Genomic DNA, 22,880 nt, shown 5'->3' on the forward strand with positions numbered 1-22,880 from the left:
CCTCTCTTTATTAAAAAAAGCCCCTGTCCGGGGCTTTTTTTATGTGCCTACTAGCTTTTCAGCTATATGTACATTAGAAAATCCCATTTGACAAGCAGAAGAAATTTTCCACATAATAAATCACCATACCTTACAAAAAGGAGAGACGAAATGAACAGCATCCCCTCTATCGTCAGCAAGCACAAAGCCTATTTTGCGGCGGGGCATACGAGACAGCTAGAAATGAGACTGAACATGCTGCAAAAGCTGAAACAAGCCATCAAAACACAAGAAGCCGATATAACAGCCGCTCTCTATCAGGATCTCCACAAATCCGAACAGGAGTCGTACACAACAGAAATCGGAATTGTACTGGAGGAAATCAGTTTTGTGATGAAGCGGCTGGGAAAATGGATCAAACCGAAACGAGTCAAAACGCCTCTGACTCACCTAGGCTCGAAAAGCATCATTATCCCTGAGCCATATGGAACCGTTTTGGTGATTGCGCCTTGGAATTATCCCTTGCAGCTGGCGCTTTCACCCTTGATTGGAGCCATTGCGGCCGGAAACACAGTCGTTCTTAAACCGTCAGAATACACGCCGGCGGTTTCCGCTGTTCTTTCCAAACTCATCAGCAGCGTTTTTCCGAGTGACTATGTCGCTATGGCGGAGGGCGGGCCCGACGTCAGCACTGTGTTATTACAGCAGCCCTTTGACTATGTTTTCTTCACAGGAAGCGTTGCCGTGGGAAAAATCGTTATGGAGGCCGCCTCCAAACAATTAATTCCCGTTACCTTGGAGCTCGGCGGCAAAAGTCCCTGCATTGTCCATAAGGATGCTGATATACAGCTTGCCGCCAAACGCATCGTCTTCGGGAAATTTACAAATGCAGGGCAAACCTGCATCGCACCGGATTATTTATTTGTCCACCAAGATATCAAAACGAAGCTCATAGAAGAAATGAAGCATGCGATCAGTGAATTTTACGGCCCTCAGCCTGAACAAAATCCGCAGTACGGCAAAATCGTCAGTGAACGCCACTATCAGCGGCTGCTCAGCTTTCTGAATGATGGCGTCCCGCTTACAGGCGGACAATTTAATCCTGATCACCACAAAATAGCGCCGACGATTCTAGATCAACTGAAGGATGACTCTCCAGTGATGCAGGAGGAGATTTTCGGACCGATTCTTCCGCTGTTTACATACGGCGATATCGATGAAGTCATCGAGAAAGTCCAATCACGCCCAAAGCCGCTCGCCCTGTATCTCTTCACCACAAACAAAGAAACTGAGCGCGCTGTTTTAGAGAACCTGTCGTTTGGCGGCGGCTGTGTCAATGATACGTTAATGCACGTCGCGACACCGTATTTGCCATTCGGCGGCGTCGGGGAAAGCGGCATCGGCAGCTATCACGGATTTGACAGCTTTAACACGTTTACGCACAAAAAAAGCGTCGTCAAACAAACGAACCGCTTCGACTTCGCTTTCCGTTATCCTTCTTCCAAAAACGGGCTGCGAATGATTAGGAAAATACTTAAATAAAAAAGCGCAGAGTATCTGCGCTTTTTATAAATCCTCTATACACCAATTAATCGGTTCGTCTTCCAAATTAAACCTATTTTAAAAGTTCAAATCGAAGTCTAATAGTAAAAATGAACCAACCCAACTGTAGGAAAGGTTAATCCTCTTCACCCTGGTGAGTCCTATAATAATTTTCAGCAGTATAGATATTCCACTCCCAAAAATTTGCTCCTTGAGACAAAATATACCTATCTAAAAATATCTCAAAATTAAGTTGCATTGGTTCATACTCAATAAATCCGCGGAACCATAAATAGTTTGGATTTGTGGACATTTTGGTTTTGTTAATTAACAAATAACATCCGTCTAACAGATGTGCGACGGGAATAAACTGAGGCTCTAAAAAACCATTTTGCATATACTTTTCAATCTCTTCTACATTAAGAATATGCAAACCCCCACCCACATTCTCACCGTAAATCAACAAATCAAATATTCTGGCTCCGTTATGCAATTTTAAAAAGGTTTTATAATCTTCAGGAAGTGAGACTTTTATTTTCTTCTCAAAACTCTCAATCTCCAGATCTGTTGCACCTTTAAAGAAAGTACATTCTGTTTCTAAAAGAGCTCCTTCATTCCCTAAAATTTTCAAGCGGCCTTTTTCATCAATTAATTCTTTTAGACCTTGGAGCGTTTTTTCAACAAAAACTGCCATTGAGCCACCTCTTACTTATTAATATTTATCCCACCAAGGATTTAAAAGGTTGTGATCCGTTCTGTGATTCCATTTTTCTCTTTTATCGACAGGTACAACCGGGAAATTTGCCGGTAAGGGCATTGTTTTTTTCTGTGAGTATTTATTATCTCTGGATACAGCATTGCTATTTTATTCGCAAGAGCAGGAGCCAATGTTCCAGTTGAAGTATCAGGAAGTGAACCATTCCAGCCGGCTACCGAAGTATGTTGGGACATAAAAAGCTTTGTCTATTTATGATACTACGACGTTGAATATGATTTACCTGCTTGAAAATACTATAGACTGGAATGAGAAGGACGTTTAAACATATAAAGACAGTCTGTTAAACAGACTGTCTTTTCTTGTTATGATTTTGCTGCGTCACACCATACTCAGCTGCGGTTCAAATAATTCATAGTGAATGGATTCCGGCGGTGTATTGAATTCAGAAATCAGCTTTTTCATTTCTTTAATGAACGACGGTGATCCGCACAGGTAAAAATCAGCATCTTTATCTGTCATCACTTCTTCTAACAGCTGTTTGTCAATCCGGCCTTCCCGAAAACGAATGTTTTCTGAACGGTCTTGTTCGGACGGCTCGCTGTAAATAAAGAGGGTGTCAACGGATGAGTGTTCCGCGGCTTCTTCAGCTTCATGCCGCAACGCATGATACTCTCCGCTCCTTGCCGCATGGATAAAGAGAACGTTTCGCTGCGGCTGGGTTTTGGCAACCGTCTTTAACATGCTGATCATCGGAGTAATTCCGACACCGGCACTGATGAGAACGAGATTCTTTTTGGAATCAGGGTCTAATACGAAATCCCCGGCCGGAGCGCTGATCTCAATTGAATCCTTTTCGTGTAATTGGTCATGCAGATATGAGGAAACAATCCCTTCTTTTTTCACGGAAATCCGGTAATAATCCTTACCGGACACGTCGGATAAGCTGTACTGGCGGATATGCGTATAGCCCGTGTCCGGAATGTATACTTTTACACTGATATACTGCCCCGCTTTGAATTCGGGGAGAACTTGTCCGTCTTCCGGTTTTAAATAAAACGACGTTATCTCTTTGCTTTCTTTTACCTTTTTATCAATTGTAAATGCCTTATAGTCTTTCCAGCCGCCTTTTTGCGTTTCCGCTTGTTCATACATGTCCTTCTCAATTCCGATAAAAGCGTCTGCAATGACGCCGTATGCTTTTTCCCATGCCTGAATGACCTCAGGAGCAGCCCCGTCTTTTAGCACATCCTTTATCGCGATTAGCAAGTATTTTCCAACGATTGGGTAATGCTCGGGCTTAACACCTATACTCCGGTGTTTATGGCTGATTTGTTTGACGACGGGAACGATGTTTTCCAGCCTGTCAATATTGGCTGCGGCCGCAATCACAGCATTCGACAAGGCCGTACGCTGTGTTTTTTTCTTTTGATTCGTCTGATTAAAGATATTCAGCAGCTCAGGGTGATGCTGAAACAGGAGGTCATAAAACCGGCCTGTGATTTCTTCACCATGCTCTTCTAAGACCGGCACTGTGCTTTTAATGATTTCAATCGTTTTTTCATCGAGCATTCTGAAATCCCCCTAAAGATGTATGCATCTCGATTGACCTGAGAAAAGAATCGTTTTTGAATTCTTTTTTATAGATTTCCCCGCTCAAAAAGGGTTAGCCATTCCAATTTGAGGCGGATTCAGGAAAAACCAGAAAAACGAAATTGCATATGAAAAATTGTGGACTTGCCATGGGGTACTTGTCCGATGCAAAATCCCCCTTTTCAGCATTTAATAAAGTACGGGAGGTGAGATGAATGGGTAAAAAATCGAAAGTGTATTACTGTGACCCTAAGTATATTGTGACTGACAAGTATACTGACAAAGAAGTGGTTTACGTCCATCCCATCAAACACATTAACAGAGAGCATATCCGTTATGTTCCCCGCCACGTGTATCAGGAGGAAACAATTCACGAAGTCATTGATCCGGGCGATCCGGGGAAATGCGGGTGTAAAAAGAATAAAAAAAGACACAAAAAGTAATTGGTTCGATTTCTTGCCTTATCTCAGGTTAAACACGTAAGTTTCAGCAGACCTCCGTACCTTTTGGCTCCTCTTTTTCAGAGGGGTCTTTTTTCATAAGCAAATACGTTGTGAGGCGGCAATCCGCCTGATATTCTTGTCATATACAAATTCACAGGAGGCATGATGTATGAGCAAAAAAATCGCAGTTCTGATGACAGATCAATTTGAGGATATTGAATATACAAGCCCGGCGGAAGCATTTAAAGAAGCGGGCCACAGTGTGGTGACAATAGATTTGGAAGCAGGGAAAGAAGTGACGGGCAAGCACGGTGAGAAAGTAAAGATCGATCAAGCGATCTCAGACGCAGACGCCAAGGAATTCGATGCGTTATTGATTCCCGGAGGCTTTTCACCGGATCTTCTGCGCGGAGATGACCGCCCGGGTGAATTCACTAAAGCATTCGTGGAAAATCAGAAACCCGTTTTCGCGATCTGCCACGGCCCGCAGCTGCTGATTGATACCGACCTTCTTAAAGGAAAAGATATCACGGGATTCCGCAGCATCCGCAAAGACTTAATCAATGCCGGCGCACATTATAAAGATGAAGAAGTCGTCGTAAGCCATAACATCGTAACGAGCAGAACACCTGACGATTTGGAAGCCTTTAATCGTGAATCATTGAACCTGCTGAAATAAGAGAAAAAAGCACAGACCCGTTCAGTCTGTGCTTTTTTATGGACTCTTAAAGAAACACCGTTCGTTTAGACCTATTCTCCGGCCCATCCATAATAAGTAAAATAAAGAGAGGATGTTTTAAAACCCGACGGGAGGTTCACTTATGTGGATGATCATTTTGCTGCTTATCATTTTAATCGGTTTTACCGGTAATATCGTCTCGCTTTTGAGAGCGCAAAAACACGCATCTCAAAGAATAATTGAGCTTTTAGAAAAGCAAAGCCGAAAATAATCTGTTAGCGCTGTGTTACCCATAATAGTAATAATAATTCCGGCAGATTTCCTGAAATATGATTTGATGCCCTTTCTCGTTCGGATGAAGACCTTCTGACATGCACATGCTGCGGAAAGCGGGATTATACGGGTCGATGAGATCGGTATCAAACAGATCGGCATACGGTACAGAGAGGAGTGTGCAGGCTTCTTTTTGGGCTTTCACATAGTCAGCCAGCTTCAGGCCCAGTTTATTTTTATCAGTATCACGGCGGACGATTTTTCCTTTTGATATTTTTGCTTGTCTCGTTGGGGTCACCACAATGATGCTCGCGCCTTTATTTCCGCTCCGCAGCTGCTGGATCACTTGGCAGAAGCCTCCGTAAAATGTGGTGATATCCTTTTCATCTGTGCCGATGGGAATGTGGTTGCACCAATCATCATCTGTTCCCTGGACAATGATGACATCATGTCCCTTTGTTTTAAGCGCCTGCTGATAAATGTTATCGCTTCCGTTGTTGCTCATATTAACGCCGCTGACAGACAGATTGGTTATTTCAGCGTTTGTCCGGTCTTTCAGAATGTCACCAAAGCCGTATTCCGCACGCAGCCCCCGGGCGACGCTGTCACCTAAGATCGCGATTTTTGAAGCCTTCCTCAGCCTGCTTATGCTGATGAAGTCAACGCTGATATGCCCGCTGTCCGTGATATGCAAAAGCTTGCTGCTGATGTTTGGCAAAGAGACTGTCTTTCCTTCAGAGTTATAAAAATCCTCATTCAGTTTCATTCGGCGTCATCCCTTCCTTTTTATCCTCCGGCATCTTTTTTGGCATGAAAAACGGACACGAACAAACAGCGCTATGTTGTCAGTTCAGTGTCCGCAGATGATGATACTGGATCTTTTATGCAGTTCTCTTGCCATTATAGCAGATCTCCGTTACTTGTAATAGAGTCTGCAGTCAGCATTTAAAACAGCGTTTGCGGGTGCGTTTTTGATGGGACCGTCTGCTGCGGGAACGGTGTGTCCGGTGATGCGTCCGTCTTCTGCTGCGGGAACGGTGTGTCCGGCGATGCGTCCGTCTTCTGCTGCGGGAACGGTGTGTCCGGTGATGCGTCCGTCTTCTGCTGCGGGAACGGTGTGTCCGGTGATGCGTCCGTCTTCTGCTGCGAGAACGATGTGTCCGTTTTCTGCTGCGGGAACGGCGCGAACATTTTTTAGAAACCGGTTCTTGGTATAAATACTCCCCTAAACCTTCTCTTTCCGCAACGGCAACTCCATGTTCAATTTCTTTAACAGAAATAGCGTTCAATTCTGTTCACCTCCCTTTTTCTTTACAACATAACGTATGAAATGAACCCCTCACGTGTATAAGCTTCTCTCTCATATGAGCGAGAAATGGTCATTTACACAACAAAAAGACCCGTGTAGACGGACCTTTCTGTAAAGAGGACATTTTGCCGGGAACAAACGCAAACATAAGATCGATTTATTTCTTCCTCTCGCTCTCCGGCTCGGGGTGAATCATTACCTGTGCTTGTTTGAATTCATTCGTAATATCTCTTTCAATGCGGTCACACAGGTCGTGCACGTCTTTAATCGTCACGTGAGAGGCTACGACCAGGTGAAAATCAATATACTCCTGCGGGCCGGAGCGTCTTGTACGAAAATCGTGAATTTCAATAAATTCCTGTTGAAATGTTTCAATAATCTTTAAAATTGTTTTTTCTTCCTCTTCCGACAAACGGGTATCAATCAGCGGCGGGAATGCTTCTTTCATTAACTTAAACGCTTCATATATGATATACACCGCCAGCACCATACCTATAATGGGATCAAGTATGTACCACTCCGTTAAGGTAACGACCAAAAGGCTTGCCGCTACGCCTAATGATGTGTACACGTCAGTCAGTAAATGCAGGGCATTTGATTTCATTGCCACGGAATTAACCTTTTCGGCTTCTCTTTTTACGAACTTCGAAACGATCAAATTAATGAGAGCCCCCGCAAGCATCACAACAATTCCCAATACAGGCAGATGAACCGGCGCGGGGTTGACCAGTTTTTGAACGCATTCATATATCATCCAAATCCCTGCCGCAAAAATCAGAATCGTCTCGATAGTCCCCGACAGATTCTCGACTTTTCCATGACCGTACGGATGCCCTGTATCAGCCGGCTTTTTTGAAATCCTGACGGAGATAAAGGCAATGAAGGCGGCGATCAAATCTAAAAAAGAATGAATGGCTTCAGAAAGTATCGCGACAGATCCGGTTATTATCCCCACCACTATTTTGAGCATGACGACCAGGGAATTGCTTATAACCGATAAAAAAGCGATTTTAGAGGTGTTTTCCACCGTGATCCTCCTCTTTTTGACTTCTTGAATTTATCGTATCAAACGGCATTCGTGTGGGTCTACGGCAACGTTTTTCACAAAAGCCATACATGTAACTCACCATAAACTAAGTTGGAAAGCGACAAAACGGGCGCACCTTTCTTTCAGCACTCAAGTCCCATTGACAAGATATAACCGCTTACATTATAGTAGTTTCATGAATAACCACTACGGAGGATGTTTATGGAGGATGTTCTGAAAGAATTACAGAAATTTGGATTTTCTCAATATGAATGTAAAGCATATATCGGCTTGTTGAAACACTCGCCTGTTACCGGATATGAAATCAGCAAAAGGTCAGGCGTCCCCCGCTCAATGATCTATGAAGTATTGGGGAAATTAGTTGATAAAGGCGCTGTCCATATTGTGCCGTCTGATCCGGTTACATATGCCCCGCTGGCCGGAAAAGAATTAATCGACCGGCTCCGGCACGATTTTGAGAGCTCATTCGGCTACCTTGAGGAAAAGTTATTGGCGCTGGAAAGCGAGCAGGAGATGAATGTCATCCGCCGCATCAGCACGAATGATCATGTCATCAATGAGATGAAGGATATGATTGAAAAAGCCGAGGAAGAGTTGTGGCTGTCTGTCTGGGAACAGCAGATTCCCTTTATTCAAGAAGCCGCTAACAAACGCGCCGCCGAACAATTGCCCGTCTTTTCGATTGTGTTTGGCCCTCCGGAAGTGAAGCTCGGAAATACGACACATCATAATATGTCTCCTGAAGTGGCGGAGAAACGGATGGGCGGAAGATTAACGATAGCTGCCCGAGATAATAAAGAAGTCTTAATCGCCAATTTTTCTCCGCAGACGAATGCCTGGGCCATTAAATCAGAAGATCCCGCTCTCGTTCTCGTGGCTATGGAATATATGAGGCACGATCTGATGTTCGCGGAGCTTGTGAAAGAAGTAGGGGCTGAGAAAGTTGAAGGCCTGATGAAACAAAACCATTCGTTATTTCATGTCGTCACCGGAAATCGGTTCATTTAAATGTGAACCGTATTTTCTTTGATTTTTTCATTAGTCGTTATCATTATAATCTCTATGAAAGGAGTATAAAAAATGATTAACACAGAAGTGCAAAAAACCGCCGTTTCCCGGGAAATGAACGATACGTTTTTACAGGGGGTGCGGGATTGTGTGCCTACGCTGCTGGGCTATATGAGCATCGGTTTTGCTTTCGGCATCGTTGGCGTTGCCTCTCATCTAAGCATTCTTGAAATTTGTTTGTTATCCTTGTGTGTCTATGCCGGCGCCGCCCAATTTATTATTTGCTCACTCCTTGTTTCCGGGAGTCCGATTTCCGCCATTATTTTAACGACGTTTATCGTCAATCTGCGGCACCTTCTGCTGAGCCTGACTATCGCACCTTATTTCACGAAATACTCTTTGCTGAAAAATATCGGCTTCGGGGCTTTGCTTACTGACGAATCTTTCGGAGTAGCGGTGAACAAAGCGGCTCAGAACGGCAGGTTATACGATAAGTGGATGAACGGCCTCAATATAACCGCTTACATGTGCTGGGTTATTTCCTGCGTGATGGGCGGGCTTCTCGGACAATGGATATCTGATCCTTACGCGCTCGGCCTGGACTTTGCTTTGCCCGCTATGTTTGCGGCGCTGCTTGTGCTGCAATTACAGTCGTCCGCTTCGGAAAAGCTGAAGCACAGCCTCTCCTTAATTCTCTATATGATCATTTTTATGGTCTTGTTATCGTATTTCGTCCCGTCACACATCGCGGTTATCGCCTCAACCGTGATTGTGGCAACGATCGGGGTGGTGACGGACAAATGAGCATCAGCACACAAATGATCTGGATTATACTCGGCTGCATGGTTGTTACACTCGTGCCGCGCATTGTTCCGTTTATATTTGTCCGGAACATTCAGATGCCTGAATTGGCTTTAAAATGGCTCTCCTTTATTCCGCTTTGCATTTTGACGGCTCTGGTAACGGAAAGCATGATTGTGAAAACAAACAGCGCTTTGACCTTTGATTGGCAAGCAATGATCGTTCTCATCCCGACATTGCTTTGCGCGATGCGGACAAAAAGCTTATCCATCACGGTCATCACAGGAGTCGTGCTGATGGCCGCGGTCAGGCTGATATGGTGACAATCAAAAGCCTCCATTCCTCAGAATGGAGGCTTTCCCTTTATGATGTCGGATTTTCTTCTTCCGTCTCTGATTCCTCGGCTTTGGCTTCGGCGTTTATGCTTTGCTGCTGTTCCCAATGATCCCGCTGCAATCTTTCTTTTGCGATGGTAAACATGAAATTCACGGCGAAGCACCCCTTCCCTGTTTTGCTTATACTATGTACTGTACTCATTTCCCCGTGCAGTATTCACAAAACATAAAAAAGCAGCCTGCCGCATTGAGCGGCCGGACTGCTTTTTATTTTCAGTACGTGATCAGGAAGTATTTTTTCTTTCCGCGGCGCAGTACGGTAAATTGATCTTCAATGCGGTCTTCCGCAGTCAGAAGATGCCCGATGTCCGTCTGGCGCTCGCCGTTAATGTAAACAGCTCCGTTTTGAATGTCTTCGCGGGCCTGCCGTTTTGAAGGCGACAATTTAGATTCCACAAGCACGTCTACTAAAGACAGTTCTTCAGAGCGGTCTTTTTCAAACGAAGGTACATCTTTAAATCCTACCTTGACGTCTTGAGCGGAAAGCTCTTTAATATTGCCGCTGAACAGCGCCTGGGAGATATGAACGGCCTGCTCAAGCGCTTCGCGGCCGTGTACAAGAACAGTCACCTCTTCAGCGAGACGTTTCTGCGCTTCTCTTTTCTCAGGAGCCGTCTCCGTTTTTTGAGCATAAGCTTCAATTTCCTCTTTTGATAAGAAAGTAAAGTATTTTAAATATTTGACGACGTCGCGGTCATCTGTATTGATCCAGAACTGGTAGAATTCGTACGGCGATGTTTTTTCTTTATCAAGCCAAATGGCGCCGCCTTCCGTTTTGCCGAATTTCGTGCCGTCAGCTTTTGTGACGAGCGGAATGGTAAGACCGAAAGCTTTTGCCCCTTCTTCTTCTGATTTTCTGATCAGTTCAAGACCGGCCGTGATGTTGCCCCACTGGTCACTGCCTCCGATTTGGAGTTTGCAGTTCTTTTCTCTGTACAGATTCAGAAAATCGTAGGATTGCAGGATCATGTAGCTGAATTCCGTGTAAGAAATTCCGGTTTCAATCCTTGAGCTTACAGTATCTTTCGCAAGCATGTAGTTGATTCCGAAGTTCTTTCCGACGTCACGGAGAAATTCAATAATGCTCAGCTTTCCGATCCAATCAAAGTTGTTCGCTATGACAGCGGGGTTTTCTTCGGCCTCGAAATCTAAAAATCGGGAAAGCTGATTTTTAATTTTTTGAGACCATTCGACAACGATATCCTGAGTATTTAACGTACGTTCCGCTTTTTTGCCACTCGGATCGCCGATCAGTCCCGTCGCGCCGCCTACAAGCGCAATCGGATGGTGGCCTGCAAGCTGGAAACGGCGCAGTGTCAATATCGGCAGAAGGTGTCCGATGTGCAGGCTGTCAGCCGTCGGGTCAAACCCTGAGTATAAACGGATTTTTTCTTCGTTCAGCTGTTTATTCAGTCCTTCTTCATCCGTCATTTGCTGGATTAAGCCGCGGAATGATAAATCCTCTAATAAGTTAGTCATTTTGTCTGCTCCTTTGTTTATGAAAATAAAAAACGCCCCTTCGTTTAAAACGAAGGGACGATATAATCGCGGTACCACCCTACTAATAAAAGCATAAAAAAGCTTTTATCACTCTTTTTGATAACGGACCGTGTCCGTTCTTTCACTACTGAAAGCCTTGGAAGGGCTTTGTTCGCAAAAGCGGTTCATGAGTGTATTCGGCATATCTTATGTGCTGATTTTCACCGGCCATCAGCTCTCTTGAACAATCAGATACCCTACTTGTCTCAATCAAAACCTTTTCGTATGAAGCTTACTCATTTTTAACATAAATAAGATACGATGTCAACGCCGTCTTTAATCTTCCATTGTGGACAGGTCGCCTGCCGGCAGGTTCAGCTCCCATGCCTTCAGCACACGTCTCATAATCTTTCCGCTCCGTGTTTTCGGAAGTTTATCTTTGAATTCAATTTCCCGCGGTGCGGCATGCGCGGCAAGCCCCTGTTTTACAAAGAGGCGAATGTCCTCCTTCAGCTGATCGGATGGCTCATGCCCTTCTCTGAGCGCGATAAACGCTTTAATAATTTCTCCCCGGACAGGGTCCGGCTTTCCGATGACGCCGGCTTCGGCAATCGCCGGATGTTCAACAAGTTTGCTTTCGACTTCAAACGGGCCGACGCGCTCGCCGGATGTCATGATGACATCATCGACTCTGCCTTGGAACCAGAAATAACCGTCTTCATCCATATAAGCAGAATCTCCGGAAACATACCAGCCGCCCGGCATGAAATAAGAATCATATTTCTCTTTGTTGTTCCAAATGGAATCCATCATCGACGGCCAGCCCTTTTTAATGGCGAGATTTCCCATCCGGTACGGCGGAAGCTCATTTCCCTGATTGTCAACGATCGCCGCTTCCACTCCCGGAATCGGTTTCCCCATTGAGCCCGGCTTGATCTCCATGCAAGGATAATTGCAGATGAGCTGTCCGCCCGTTTCTGTCATCCACCACGTGTCGTGGATGCGCTTGCCGAATACTTTATGTCCCCACTTGATGACCTCGGGGTTCAAAGGTTCTCCGACACTCAGGACGTGACGAAGTGAAGTAAGATCAAATTTGGATGCCATTTCATCTCCGGCGCCCATAAGCATTCTGAAAGCCGTCGGAGCGCTGTACCAGACGCTGACACCGAGCTTCTCAATCGTGCCGTACCAGTTTTCCGGACTGAATCTGCCGCCTACGATCACATTCGCCGCTCCGTTCAGCCACGGCGCAAATATCCCGTACACCGTCCCGGTCACCCAGCCCGGGTCCGCAGTGCACCAGTAAATATCGTCTTCTTTAAGATCAAGCACCCACTTGCCGGTCTGGTATTGCTGAATCATGGCTTCATGAACGTGGAGCACACCTTTAGGCGTTCCGGTAGATCCTGATGTGTAGTGAAGCAGGTAGCCGTCTCTTCTGTCCATCCATTCAATATCAAGTCTCGTGCTTTCTCCCTCAGCGGCTTTATCATAATGGATGATTTTATCTCCCGCTTCTTTGCTGCCGCCGACAATGAAAATATGCTCGAGGTCGGGCAGGCTGTCCGCCGGAATCCGTTCGGCCAGTTCAGGTGTCGTCACGACAACCTTCGCCTGGCTGTTCAAGAGGCGGTCTTTGACGGCGCCTTCCATAAACGCTTCAAATAAAGGACCGGCGATCGCACCGATTTTAATTGCGCCGAGCATGATAAAGTAAAGCTCCGGCGAACGCGGCATGAAAATAAAAACGCGGTCCCCTTTTTCCACGTTTCCATACCGTCTCAGTACATTTCCCGCCCGGTTCGATTCCTCCATCATTTCTTTAAATGTGTATTTTTCATCCCGGTTTGCGTCCTTGTAATACAGCGCTACTTTGTTTTTTCGAAATGATTCGGCATGACGGTCAATCGCTTCGTACGCCGCATTCAGCTTCCCCGTCTGATGCCAGGAAAACGCCGCTTCGACCTCTTTCCAATCGAAGCTTCGGTACGTTTCCTCATAATTTCGCAGATGATAATTCCCCTTTTCCGCCGGCAACGCTTTCAAATTCATGCAACATCCCCCTTTGCTTATCTATAGACTAATTATAGTAGATGTTCACAGTTTTCTCAATTTTTAAAATATAAATTACAACACTATTGAAAACGCTTTATATTTTGTTATGCTTAAGAGAGATGTGTTTTTATTAAGAACCGACAGGCGGTGAATCAGTGAAACATCATAAAACGTACCATTCTTCATCAATTCAGACAGCAGCCGGCCCTCTATTGGTAGAAGGGCCCGTTCCTCCAAAGGACCTAGCACAGTATGAGTTTCATGAAGGCCTGACAGCCTTTCGCCTTCCTCATGAACAGCACAAAGCGTTAATCGAGATCGCCGGGCTTCCTGAAGGTCGGATCATTATCGCCAGGGACGGACAGACGATTATCGGCTATGTGACGTATTTATATCCTGATCCGCTTGAACGGTGGTCTGACGGCAATATGGAAGATCTCCTTGAGCTCGGGGCGATCGAGGTAGCTCCCGGCTACAGGGGCTGTTCTGTCGGAAAAACGTTGCTGACAGTCAGCATGATGGATGAACAGATGGAACGCTACATCATCATGACGACGGAATATTACTGGCATTGGGATTTAAAAGGAATGAAAAAAGATGTGTGGGAATACAGAAAGATCATGGAAAAGATGATGAATGCCGGGGGTCTTGTCTGGTTCGCAACGGATGAACCGGAAATCAGCTCTCATCCGGCCAATTGTCTGATGGCCCGCATCGGCAGGCACGTCAGTCAGGAGTCAATTGAACAGTTCGACAGGCTTCGTTTTTATCAGCGATTTATGTATTGACTGACATACAAAGGGGATAAAAAGATGATTGCAGAACAAATCATGAAACGGGACGTCATCACCGTCTCAAAACACGACTCCATTGAAACAGCCGTCCGTAAAATGAAGGTATATCATATCCGCCATCTCCCTGTCATCGACGACGAACTGCACGTCATCGGTATTGTCACAGACAGAGACATTAAACAGGCCGGCCCCGGCAGCTTTGAACAAAAGGAACGCGGCGTGTTTCTGACAAACAAAGTGGAGACCATTATGAAGCGGAATGTCATCTGCGCTCATCCGCTTGACTTTGTGGAAGAAATATCCGCTTCCTTTTATGAGCACGGCATCGGCTGTCTGCCAATTACGGTAAACCATAAGCTGACGGGCATTTTAACGAAAACCGACGTGCTCCGGACTTTCGTCAGCCTGACAGGCGCGGCCCAGCCGGGATCACAGGTGGAAATCCTGGTGACGGATATGACAAAAAGCCTTGCTGATCTCAGCTGCATGTGCCGTGATCTTCAGCTGCAAATCCTGAGTGTGCTCGTCTATCCCCATGATTCCGCCGGGTCGAACATTCTCGTCTTCCGGGTGAAGACGATGAATCCGCTCCCTTTTATCCGTGCCGTTCAAGAAGCCGGATACAATGTCTTATGGCCGAAACATTTGAGGGATCAGCCATGAGAGACAGCGTTTTTGTTTACTCGCCTTCTTATCAGACGTATCAATTTCATCAGGATCATCCGTTCAATCAGCAGCGCGTGCTTTTAACATACGATCTGCTTCAGGCGGCGGACGCGTTTGACGAGGGAGACATCGTCACTCCGCGCACGGCCGCTAAAGAAGAGCTGGCTCTCGTTCATACGGAGGATTATATACAGGCGGTGGAACTAGCGGGTGCCGGCCGGCTCCCTGCCGCAGAAGGAGAAAGCTACGGTCTCGGAACGGAAGACACCCCCGTTTTTGCCGGCATGCATGAAGCCGCGTCACTTCTGGTGGGCGGCACCTTAACGGCGGCTGATTATGTCATGACGGGACAAGCCAGGCACGCCTGCAATTTAGGAGGCGGCCTTCACCACGGCTTCCGCGGCAGGGCCTCAGGCTTTTGTATCTATAATGACAGCGCCGTGGCCATCCAATACATCCAGAAGAACTACGGGGCAAAAGTGTTATACATTGATACAGACGCCCATCACGGCGACGGCGTTCAATTTACGTTTTACGACAGGTCTGATGTCTGCACTGTTTCTTTTCACGAGACCGGGCGTTATTTATTTCCCGGGACGGGACAAGTACTGGAAAAAGGAAGCGGGCAAGGCTACGGCTATTCTTTTAACATTCCGCTGGATGCTTTCACAGAGGACGATTCCTTTCTTCACGCTTACAATACGGCCGCCTCAGAAATCGCGGCCTTTTTTAAGCCGGATGTGATTCTTACCCAAAACGGTGCCGACGCCCATTATTACGACCCATTGACACACCTGTCCAATACAATCTCCATTTATCAGGAGATCCCGCGGCTCGCTCATTCATTAGCCCATCAATATTGCAGCGGCAGATGGATCGCGGTCGGCGGCGGCGGATACGATATTTGGAGAGTCGTCCCGAGAGCATGGAGCCGCATTTGGCTTGAGATGAAAGGGATTGATCCCGGGGAGTGCATACCGCAGAAATGGATCGATAAATGGCAAAAGCACTCCCCATGCACGTTGCCCGCTTTTTGGAGTGATCCTGAACAATTATATCCTCCGATTCCCCGCAAAGAAGAAATTTCAGAAAAAAATGCCCAAACCGTGGAAAAAGCACTTTTTGCCATCCGGTCTGAGCAGCGGTATAAAACAAAATAAAAAACGACCTTATGAGGAGGTCGTTTTTTTGATCACAATTTCTACACGGCGGTTTTCTTTCATATGTCCGGGACTTTTGTTGTCCTTCACAGGTTTCGTATCCGCATACCCGGCAGAGATAAACCGTTTGGCGGAAAAGTCTTCATTCGCGGTAAAATACCGGATCACACTCGCCGCTCTTGCAGACGACAGCTCCCAATTTGACGGAAATTGATAGGTGGAAATCCGGCGGCTGTCCGTATGGCCTTCTACCTGTATGTCATTCGGAATTGTCTTTAAAAGCACCGCGATCTGATGCAGAACCGGCTCGGCGTTTTTCAGCACATCCGCTTTTCCTGTCTGAAACAGAACGGCCTCCTGCAGCACAAGAACCACTCCGCGCTCATCGCGCTTCGCCGTCAATTTCGAACTCAAATGATGCGCTTTTATGTATGTCTTCACGTTTTGTAACAGCAAATCCTGTTCTTTATTTTCGTTTGCTTTGTCTGATGACGCCGGTTCACCCCCGCTGCCGTTTGTATGAATTGATGAAACGGCAGATTGAAATTTTTCCGCGTCTATTTGCGACATCGAAAAAAGCAATATAAAGAACACGAGAATGAGCGTGATCAAGTCAGCGAACGTCACCATCCATCTCGGTGAACCGCCGGAATGTTCCGGTTTGTTTCTTCTTTCAAAACGCTCTTTTCTAAGCTTCATGGACAGCGCCCTTTTTCTTGTTCGCAGGCTGTCCTTTACGCCAGTCTTCTCTTGAGCTGAAGACAACGAGCTGACTTTCGAGGTTGCGGGGGTTTTTGCCCGATTGGATGCCGACAACCCCTTCGATCATGACCTGTTTGATGAAAATTTCACTTTCCGTTTTTTCTTCAAGCTTTGCCGCGATTGGGATAAACACCAAGTTGGCAAGCAGCGCTCCGTACAGCGTCGTCAATAGCGCAACGGCCATGTTCGGTCCGAGGGTATGCGGGTCATTTAAGTTTTTGAGCATGAGAACGAGCCCGACGAGCGTCCCGATCATTCCCCAGGCGGGTGCGAAATCACCGGCTTTTTCAAAAACGCGTCTTCCTTTTCTGTGTCTTTCTTCCATCGCGGCGATCTCAGAATCCATCACCAGCCGGATCGTTTCCTCGTCCCAGCCGTCAATCGCAAGCAAAAGCCCTTTTTTTAAAAACGGATCCTTGATCTCACGCGCCCGGTCATCCAGAGACAGAAGCCCCTGCCTGCGCGCCTGCTCCGAAAGGCTGACAAATACTCTGACAAGCTCTTTCACATTGTCATCCTGACGGGAGAATACCTGTTTCAGAACAGAAGGGGTTTTCTTTAAATCCCTCGGCGGAAAACTGATAAAGATCGCCGCAGCAAGGCCGCCTGTGACGATTAAAAAAGAAGTCAGATCTAAAAATGAACTGATTCCCGCCAGTCCCGTCCCTGACAGAATACCGATTGCGACAATAATACAGCCTAACATAAAGCCAACGGGCGTCAGATAATCAAAACGTTTCATATCTTCTCCTTACTCAAGTAAAAAAGCAAGATTCCACCCCTCAGAGTGAAGCTTGCTTTTCCGTTTTTTTATGACTTGGTTGATTGTCTTAATTCGATGCGGTGAGGCAATTCGACGATATGCTCTTCAACCGGCTCTTTGTTCATCAGTTTTGTCAAAAGTCTCATCGCCACGGCGCCGATATCGTACGTAGGCTGCACGACTGTTGAAAGCTGAGGGCGGACCATCAGGCTCAATCTCGTATTGTCAAAACCGATAATATCAAGATCATCAGGTATCGAAAGACCTTGATCTTGGGCCGCATGGATAATGCCGAGGGCCATTTCATCCGTCGCAGAAAGAATCGCCGTCGGTTTCCGGTCAAGGCCCATCAAGCTTTGAAGCGCCTCCATACCGGAATCATAGGTGTAATCGCCTTCCGCTACGAATTGCTCGTTAAACGGAATCGCCGCTTCTTCAAGCGCCCGTTTGTACCCTTGCAGTTTTTTCGAACGGTTGATCGGCTCTTGCATCGGTCCGGAGACGAATGCAATATCGCGATGCCCTTTATCAATGAAAAGCTTAACGGCATCATAAATCGCCTGTTCATAATCAATGGCGACAGAAGGCGTCTCGCCCTGTTCTTCCACTGATGCCGCCAAGACGATCGGCACAGGAGAGCGCTTAAATTCTTCGACATGCTCGTCCGTAATGTTGCCGCCCATAAATACGATACCGTCCACTTGTTTGCCAAGCATCGTATTTAACAGATGCAGTTCTTTCTCAAGATTTTGGTCCGAGTTGCTTAAAATAATATTATATTTGTACATCGTCGCGATATCTTCAATTCCACGCGCAAGTTCAGAGTAGAAAATGCTTGAGATATCAGGGATGATGACGCCGACCGTTGTCGTTTTTTTGCTTGCAAGCCCTCTTGCCACCGCGTTCGGGCGGTAGCCGAGCCGGTCAATGGCTTCCAATACTTTTTTTCTGGTCGTCGGTTTTACATTCGGGTTGCCGTTCACGACGCGGGAAACAGTCGCCATACTGACATTTGCTTCTCTGGCCACATCGTATATCGTAATGTTGCTCACTGAAACCACTCCTTTTACTGGATACACTTATCCTTATCTATAGCATAAACACTTTATGTAAAGAAATGTCGTACGATTTCGCATTCTGTCGTTTATGATTGTAAGCGTAAGTCAGTAGTGTACATTATTTTTCATTATTCATCAAATTTAAATATCTCTCATGAAATTATACACGTTTTTCCCAGTGATGAAAACGTTCACTTTCATTTTATAATTAAATAAAATGAAGATACGAAAAAAAGCCGCGCGAGGCGGCCTTTAAAGAGCGGAACGTTGTATTATGCTTTTACTTTCAGCATTGGCTTTAATTCGTTCAGCCATTTCTCGAATTCAGGTATATCCATCTGCTGCGCAGAGTCTGAAAGGGCAACGGAAGGATCAGGGTGAACTTCGGCCATCACGCCGTCAGCGCCGATCGCAAGCGCCGCTTTTGCTGTCGGAAGCAGGAGATCGCGGCGGCCTGTTGAGTGTGTGACGTCAACAAACACCGGCAAGTGAGTTTCCTGTTTCAAAATCGGCACGGCAGAAATGTCGAGTGTGTTTCTCGTTGCCGTTTCGTACGTTCTGATTCCGCGCTCACAAAGAATGATTTGGTCGTTTCCTTGTGACATGATGTATTCAGCTGCATTGATGAACTCTGAAATTGTTGCGGCAAGACCGCGTTTTAACAATACCGGCTTTTTAACGGAGCCGGCCGCTTTCAGCAATTCAAAGTTTTGCATGTTCCGCGCGCCGATCTGAATGACGTCAATGTAATCAATCGCTTGCTCAATGTGTGCGGGCGTTACGATTTCACTGATCACCGCGAGGTCATATTCATCAGCGACGCGTTTAAGAATTTGCAGGCCTTCTACGCCGAGACCTTGGAAATCATACGGACTTGTGCGGGGTTTAAACGCGCCCCCGCGCAGGATTTTAATGCCTTGTTTTTTCGCTGCCGCCGCTACTTCGGCAACCTGCTCATAGCTTTCTACGGCACAAGGTCCGACGATGAATCTCTGATCGCCGTCACCGATTTTTTCACCTTTTATGTCAACGATCGTATCTTCTGCTTTTTTCTTCCGGGAGACGAGCAACGCTTTGCTGTGGTCCTCTTCTTGAAGTTCAAGTCCGGCTTTGAAAATTTCTTTGAAAATATGCTGGATCGTTGAGTTTTCAAATGGGCCGTCATTGCTTTCAATTATGCGGTTAAGCATTGTACGCTCTCTGACAGGGTCAAATCGGTTGACACCCTGTGCTTCCTTTGCTTTACCGATTTCTTTTACAACGGCTCCGCGTTCATTGATTAATTTAAGGATTTCTAAGTTTAGTGCGTCTGCCTGCTGTCTTAGGCTCTCTAATTCCTTGTTGCTCATCTTTTTCATCCCTTCTATGCTATGTTTTATTTTAATGGTTAACATGCATCTTACTACAGTTATGCGAAAATAGGAATATGAAATAATAAATTTTTTCACATTCGGCTTTATCACAAAAACGCTTTTAAGCTTTTATGCGTTGAAGCGGTATATATTGATATCCTACATGATCCGGATGAAATGATCAATAGTTTTTTTCAAAAAAAAACCGCCGGTATCAACCGGCGGCCAGCAATTATGAAAGGTGCTGCTCTATTGCGTTTTTTGTGATTTGTGAATGAGACGCGTGCCATTTCACTTCGCCGTTTGAAATGACGAATACTTGCGGACTTTCATGTTTCACGCCGTATGTCTCGGCGATATAGTTTGAAAGCGGCCGGCTGTCCTGCACCTGCAGGTAATAAGAAGGCACTTCCGAATGCGCCGATGCAAAGGCGTCAAACTCCTGAAACGCGGCTTGGCTGATCGGGCAGGTTGTGCTGTGTTTCAAAAACACGAGCGTGTTTTCTTTCTCAGCGGCATTTTTGAACTCTTCTTCAGACGATATCAGCTGTTTTGTCATGTCGGTTATCTCTCCTTATTGAAGATCAGCGATTTGCCTGACCGGCTTTTTCCCCGGCGTCTTCCGCTTCGGCCTTGATGCTTTGGGCCGTGTCCTGCATTTCGCTTCTCGCCTCTTCGGCTTTCTCGGTTAGTGTGCTCTTAGAACGGTCTTTTAAATCCTTCACTTTATTCATAATCTGGCCTGACTGATCAGCTACCAGCTGGGTGATATTAGATGTTTTGTCCTTGGCGATGCTGACATATTGAGAGCCTTTTTCTTTCGCGTCGGCCGTCATTCTGTCCGTCTTATCCTTTAACGCAGAAGCCTGACTGCCGAGATCGTCGCGCAGCTCCTTGCCTGATTTAGGCGCCAGAAACAACGCCGTTGTCGCGCCGATAATTCCCCCGATCAGCGTTCCGATTAAAAAATCCTTACTATTGATTCCATCTTTGCTCATTATGATTCCTCCTTAGTGGATTTTTCTTATGATTAAAGCGATGTTTTTTTCTTTTGCTTCCACTTGTCCCATATTTCCATAGCGGCCTGGCTCCAGGTGACAACCTGACTGATCTTATCCTGATTCTCTCTTACAGAGGCCGTAACGGAACCTGCTGCCTGCTTTATGGATGTATTAAACTGCTGGACGGAAGTTCCCACTTCCTGGACAGCATGGACAACCGTATTTAATTTCTCTGATTTTTCCTGAATGTCTTCCGCGAGACGGTTTGTCTTATGTAACAGCTCGGTTGTCTCTGCGGTAATGCCTTTCATCTGCCCTTCAAGGCCGTCTAAAGTCGATGCTACGTTTGTTAAGGTCATCTGCACGGACTTTAATGTTTTGGACAGATAGATGACGAGGATGAGAAATGCAACGGCAATGAGTGCGACGCTTAAGTAAAGAATGATGATCATCTAATACCTCCTTAATGCAGGATATAGTGGTATATACCCAATTCTTAAAATGATAAACATATATGAAAGATCTGTATGTATACTATTTCTCCGTTTCTCGGTAAATCCCTTTGCAGCACGCACAAAAAAGCAGTGAGAGCCCCACTGCTTTTTCGTTACGCTATGACGTTTTCATAGGCTCTCATATATTTTTGAATGTCTCCGGCGCCCATGAAGATCAGCACTGCGCCTTCATGCGCTTTTAACACGGATGTGTCATTTTCTTCAATGAGTTCTGCGTTATCGATTTTTTCCTGAAGATCCGTGATCGTGAGCTTGCCGACGTTCTCGCGGGCAGAACCGAAAATGTCACACAGATACACGCGATCGGCCGCGCTTAAGCTTTCTGCGAATTCATCCAAGAATGATTGCGTCCGTGTAAACGTATGCGGCTGAAATACCGCGATGATTTCACGTTCGGGATATTTTTGGCGCGCCGCCTCAATCGTGACTTTGATTTCAGTCGGATGGTGGGCGTAGTCGTCGATCAGCACCTGGCTGCCGATCACTTTTTCATTGAATCTGCGTTTGACGCCGCCGAATGATTCAAGTCCGAGCTTAATCATGTTCACGTCTATCTCTTCATAGTGGCAGAGCGCAATGACCGCTAAGGAATTGAGGACATTGTGATGGCCGTATGCCGGGATGTAGAACGTATCGTAAAACGTATTGCGGACAAAGACGTCAAATGTCGTGCCTTCCGTATTTTTTACGATGTTTCTCGCTTGAAAATCGTTTTCTTCTCCCGTGCCGTAATACACGACAGGCACATTGGCGTGAATTTTCGGCAGGTACTCGTCATCACCGCAGGCAATGATGCCTTTGTTGACTTGAAGCGCCATGTTTTGGAAAGCATCAAACACATCGTCAATGTTAGCGAAATAATCAGGGTGGTCAAAATCAATATTCGTCATAATCGCATAATCAGGCTGATAGCTTAAGAAATGACGGCGGTACTCGCAAGCTTCAAATACAAAGTATTCGCTGCTTTCATTTCCTCTGCCCGTTCCGTCCCCGATAAGAAACGAAGTCGGCTTCGCCTGCTGCATCACGTGTGCCAAGAGGCCCGTTGTGGACGTCTTGCCGTGTGCGCCCGTTACCGCGACACTTGTATATTTTTTCATATATTCAGCTAAAAATTTATGATATCTGATGACAGGAATCCCTTCAGCGAGCGCCTTTGCGATTTCTGGATGAGAATCAGGGAATGCGTTTCCGGCGATTACCGTTAAGCCGGGTTTGATGTTATCGGCGCTGAACGGATAGATCGGGATATTTCTTTTTTCAAGGGCAGCCTGAGTGAAAATCTGCTTCTCGATATCCGATCCCTGCACCTGATACCCTGTATCATGCAGGATTTGAGCAAGCGGGCTCATACCTGTCCCTTTTATTCCAACAAAATGATAAACAGTCATAATCGTACCTCCAACAAACGTCTATCTGTTCCCCAGTATATGACGCTCATTTCATTTTGCGACCGCCGCGGGCAAAAAGCCCGCACAGCGGCGCTT

General features: G+C 46.1%; 26 protein-coding genes, 1 pseudogene and 1 other annotated feature. Of the genes and pseudogenes, 11 read left to right on the forward strand and 16 right to left on the reverse strand.

What is annotated here, in order from left to right; translation table 11 throughout:
• The first annotated feature begins 150 nt into the window (after positions 1 to 150).
• A complete protein-coding gene (locus SB847_RS09990; protein ID WP_101670334.1) occupies positions 151 to 1,521 on the forward strand; it encodes an aldehyde dehydrogenase in 1,371 nt (456 codons plus the stop codon).
• 136 nt (positions 1,522 to 1,657) lie between these two features.
• On the opposite strand, the gene SB847_RS09995 is transcribed toward SB847_RS09990, so the two are convergent.
• Together SB847_RS09995 and hmpA are read right to left on the reverse strand one after the other, a co-directional pair.
• Positions 1,658 to 2,215 carry an SMI1/KNR4 family protein gene (locus SB847_RS09995; RefSeq protein ID WP_101670333.1) on the reverse strand — a complete coding sequence of 186 codons (558 nt, stop codon included), beginning with the start codon at positions 2,213 to 2,215 and terminating at the stop codon, positions 1,658 to 1,660.
• A gap of 402 nt (positions 2,216 to 2,617) precedes the next feature.
• Entirely contained in the window at positions 2,618 to 3,808 is a 1,191-nt protein-coding gene (hmpA, locus tag SB847_RS10000) for an NO-inducible flavohemoprotein (protein ID WP_101670332.1), read from the reverse strand.
• Positions 3,809 to 4,044: 236 nt separating this feature from the next.
• Here hmpA and SB847_RS10005 point away from each other — a divergent pair, with 236 nt between their 5' ends.
• The 3 genes from SB847_RS10005 to SB847_RS10015 all read left to right on the forward strand — a co-directional run bounded on the left by SB847_RS10005 (position 4,045) and on the right by SB847_RS10015 (position 5,222).
• A complete protein-coding gene (locus SB847_RS10005; RefSeq protein WP_007613133.1) occupies positions 4,045 to 4,272 on the forward strand; it encodes a hypothetical protein in 228 nt (75 codons plus the stop codon).
• A gap of 169 nt (positions 4,273 to 4,441) precedes the next feature.
• Positions 4,442 to 4,951: a type 1 glutamine amidotransferase domain-containing protein gene (locus SB847_RS10010; protein ID WP_007408760.1), complete on the forward strand. Its 510-nt coding sequence runs from the start codon at positions 4,442 to 4,444 to the stop codon at positions 4,949 to 4,951.
• A gap of 142 nt (positions 4,952 to 5,093) precedes the next feature.
• Positions 5,094 to 5,222 carry a hypothetical protein gene (locus tag SB847_RS10015; RefSeq protein ID WP_007408761.1) on the forward strand — a complete coding sequence of 43 codons (129 nt, stop codon included), beginning with the start codon at positions 5,094 to 5,096 and terminating at the stop codon, positions 5,220 to 5,222.
• A gap of 15 nt (positions 5,223 to 5,237) precedes the next feature.
• Here the strand turns inward: SB847_RS10015 and SB847_RS10020 are convergent, their stop codons facing one another.
• The gene (locus tag SB847_RS10020) at positions 5,238 to 5,990 is read right to left on the reverse strand and encodes an SGNH/GDSL hydrolase family protein (protein WP_044801552.1); all 753 of its coding nucleotides are present in this window, start codon (positions 5,988 to 5,990) and stop codon (positions 5,238 to 5,240) included.
• 208 nt (positions 5,991 to 6,198) lie between these two features.
• Between SB847_RS10020 and SB847_RS10025 the strand changes: the two genes are divergently transcribed.
• Positions 6,199 to 6,441 carry a hypothetical protein gene (locus SB847_RS10025; RefSeq protein ID WP_180960758.1) on the forward strand — a complete coding sequence of 81 codons (243 nt, stop codon included), beginning with the start codon at positions 6,199 to 6,201 and terminating at the stop codon, positions 6,439 to 6,441.
• Between the two features lie 21 nt (positions 6,442 to 6,462).
• On the opposite strand, the pseudogene SB847_RS10030 reads toward SB847_RS10025, so the two are convergent.
• Positions 6,463 to 6,513 (reverse strand): annotated as a pseudogene (locus SB847_RS10030) (hypothetical protein); the annotation flags it as partial.
• Positions 6,514 to 6,690: 177 nt separating this feature from the next.
• Positions 6,691 to 7,560, reverse strand: coding sequence for a cation diffusion facilitator family transporter (locus tag SB847_RS10035; protein ID WP_007408764.1), 870 nt, complete (start codon positions 7,558 to 7,560; stop codon positions 6,691 to 6,693).
• 222 nt (positions 7,561 to 7,782) lie between these two features.
• Here SB847_RS10035 and SB847_RS10040 point away from each other — a divergent pair, with 222 nt between their 5' ends.
• The 3 genes from SB847_RS10040 to SB847_RS10050 all read left to right on the forward strand — a co-directional run bounded on the left by SB847_RS10040 (position 7,783) and on the right by SB847_RS10050 (position 9,713).
• Entirely contained in the window at positions 7,783 to 8,589 is an 807-nt protein-coding gene (locus tag SB847_RS10040; protein WP_044801551.1) for a TrmB family transcriptional regulator, read from the forward strand.
• Between the two features lie 72 nt (positions 8,590 to 8,661).
• A complete protein-coding gene (locus SB847_RS10045; protein ID WP_007613144.1) occupies positions 8,662 to 9,393 on the forward strand; it encodes an AzlC family ABC transporter permease in 732 nt (243 codons plus the stop codon).
• Positions 9,390 to 9,713, forward strand: a complete 324-nt coding sequence (locus SB847_RS10050; RefSeq protein WP_007613145.1) for an AzlD domain-containing protein — start codon at positions 9,390 to 9,392, stop codon at positions 9,711 to 9,713. Before SB847_RS10045 ends, SB847_RS10050 begins: the two co-directional genes overlap by 4 nt.
• Positions 9,714 to 9,753: 40 nt before the next feature.
• On the opposite strand, the gene sr7p is transcribed toward SB847_RS10050, so the two are convergent.
• The 3 genes from sr7p to acsA form a co-directional block, all read right to left on the reverse strand.
• Entirely contained in the window at positions 9,754 to 9,879 is a 126-nt protein-coding gene (gene sr7p / locus SB847_RS10055) for a small protein SR7P (protein ID WP_007408768.1), read from the reverse strand.
• A 119-nt stretch (positions 9,880 to 9,998) separates the two neighbouring features.
• Positions 9,999 to 11,264 carry a tyrosine--tRNA ligase gene (gene tyrS, locus SB847_RS10060; RefSeq protein ID WP_101670330.1) on the reverse strand — a complete coding sequence of 422 codons (1,266 nt, stop codon included), beginning with the start codon at positions 11,262 to 11,264 and terminating at the stop codon, positions 9,999 to 10,001.
• A gap of 50 nt (positions 11,265 to 11,314) precedes the next feature.
• Positions 11,315 to 11,547, reverse strand: a binding site (T-box leader).
• A 53-nt stretch (positions 11,548 to 11,600) separates the two neighbouring features.
• On the reverse strand, positions 11,601 to 13,319 hold the full coding sequence (gene acsA / locus SB847_RS10065) for an acetate--CoA ligase (RefSeq protein WP_007408770.1): 1,719 nt from the start codon (positions 13,317 to 13,319) through the stop codon (positions 11,601 to 11,603).
• A 158-nt stretch (positions 13,320 to 13,477) separates the two neighbouring features.
• On the opposite strand from acsA, the gene SB847_RS10070 reads away from it, so the two are divergent.
• The 3 genes from SB847_RS10070 to SB847_RS10080 are packed head-to-tail and all read left to right on the forward strand — an operon-like array spanning position 13,478 to position 15,942.
• Positions 13,478 to 14,110, forward strand: a complete 633-nt coding sequence (locus SB847_RS10070) for a GNAT family N-acetyltransferase (RefSeq protein ID WP_003152390.1) — start codon at positions 13,478 to 13,480, stop codon at positions 14,108 to 14,110.
• Positions 14,111 to 14,134: 24 nt separating this feature from the next.
• Positions 14,135 to 14,779, forward strand: a complete 645-nt coding sequence (locus SB847_RS10075; RefSeq protein WP_082998841.1) for an acetoin utilization AcuB family protein — start codon at positions 14,135 to 14,137, stop codon at positions 14,777 to 14,779.
• Positions 14,776 to 15,942 (forward strand): acetoin utilization protein AcuC, encoded by a 1,167-nt coding sequence (locus tag SB847_RS10080; RefSeq protein WP_032873634.1) that lies wholly within the window; start codon positions 14,776 to 14,778, stop codon positions 15,940 to 15,942. The genes SB847_RS10075 and SB847_RS10080 overlap by 4 nt, the downstream gene beginning before the upstream one ends.
• Positions 15,943 to 15,951: 9 nt before the next feature.
• On the opposite strand, the gene motS is transcribed toward SB847_RS10080, so the two are convergent.
• The 8 genes from motS to murC form a co-directional block, all read right to left on the reverse strand.
• Entirely contained in the window at positions 15,952 to 16,641 is a 690-nt protein-coding gene (gene motS / locus SB847_RS10085; RefSeq protein WP_003152387.1) for a flagellar motor protein MotS, read from the reverse strand.
• Entirely contained in the window at positions 16,631 to 17,446 is an 816-nt protein-coding gene (motP, locus tag SB847_RS10090; protein WP_007613155.1) for a flagellar motor protein MotP, read from the reverse strand. Before motP ends, motS begins: the two co-directional genes overlap by 11 nt.
• Before the next feature lie 68 nt (positions 17,447 to 17,514).
• On the reverse strand, positions 17,515 to 18,519 hold the full coding sequence (ccpA, locus tag SB847_RS10095) for a catabolite control protein A (protein WP_003152385.1): 1,005 nt from the start codon (positions 18,517 to 18,519) through the stop codon (positions 17,515 to 17,517).
• Between the two features lie 278 nt (positions 18,520 to 18,797).
• Positions 18,798 to 19,874 (reverse strand): bifunctional 3-deoxy-7-phosphoheptulonate synthase/chorismate mutase, encoded by a 1,077-nt coding sequence (locus SB847_RS10100; protein WP_003152383.1) that lies wholly within the window; start codon positions 19,872 to 19,874, stop codon positions 18,798 to 18,800.
• Positions 19,875 to 20,109: 235 nt separating this feature from the next.
• Entirely contained in the window at positions 20,110 to 20,436 is a 327-nt protein-coding gene (ytxJ, locus tag SB847_RS10105) for a bacillithiol system redox-active protein YtxJ (RefSeq protein ID WP_038459527.1), read from the reverse strand.
• A 25-nt stretch (positions 20,437 to 20,461) separates the two neighbouring features.
• Positions 20,462 to 20,875: a YtxH domain-containing protein gene (locus SB847_RS10110; protein ID WP_082998844.1), complete on the reverse strand. Its 414-nt coding sequence runs from the start codon at positions 20,873 to 20,875 to the stop codon at positions 20,462 to 20,464.
• A 32-nt stretch (positions 20,876 to 20,907) separates the two neighbouring features.
• Positions 20,908 to 21,330, reverse strand: coding sequence for a DUF948 domain-containing protein (locus SB847_RS10115; RefSeq protein WP_007408777.1), 423 nt, complete (start codon positions 21,328 to 21,330; stop codon positions 20,908 to 20,910).
• A gap of 155 nt (positions 21,331 to 21,485) precedes the next feature.
• Positions 21,486 to 22,784: a UDP-N-acetylmuramate--L-alanine ligase gene (gene murC / locus SB847_RS10120; protein WP_032873626.1), complete on the reverse strand. Its 1,299-nt coding sequence runs from the start codon at positions 22,782 to 22,784 to the stop codon at positions 21,486 to 21,488.
• Between the last annotated feature and the right edge of the window lie 96 nt (positions 22,785 to 22,880).

The organism is Bacillus sp. SIMBA_026, from assembly GCF_046535335.1.
Taxonomy (GTDB): Bacteria; Bacillota; Bacilli; order Bacillales; family Bacillaceae; genus Bacillus; species Bacillus velezensis.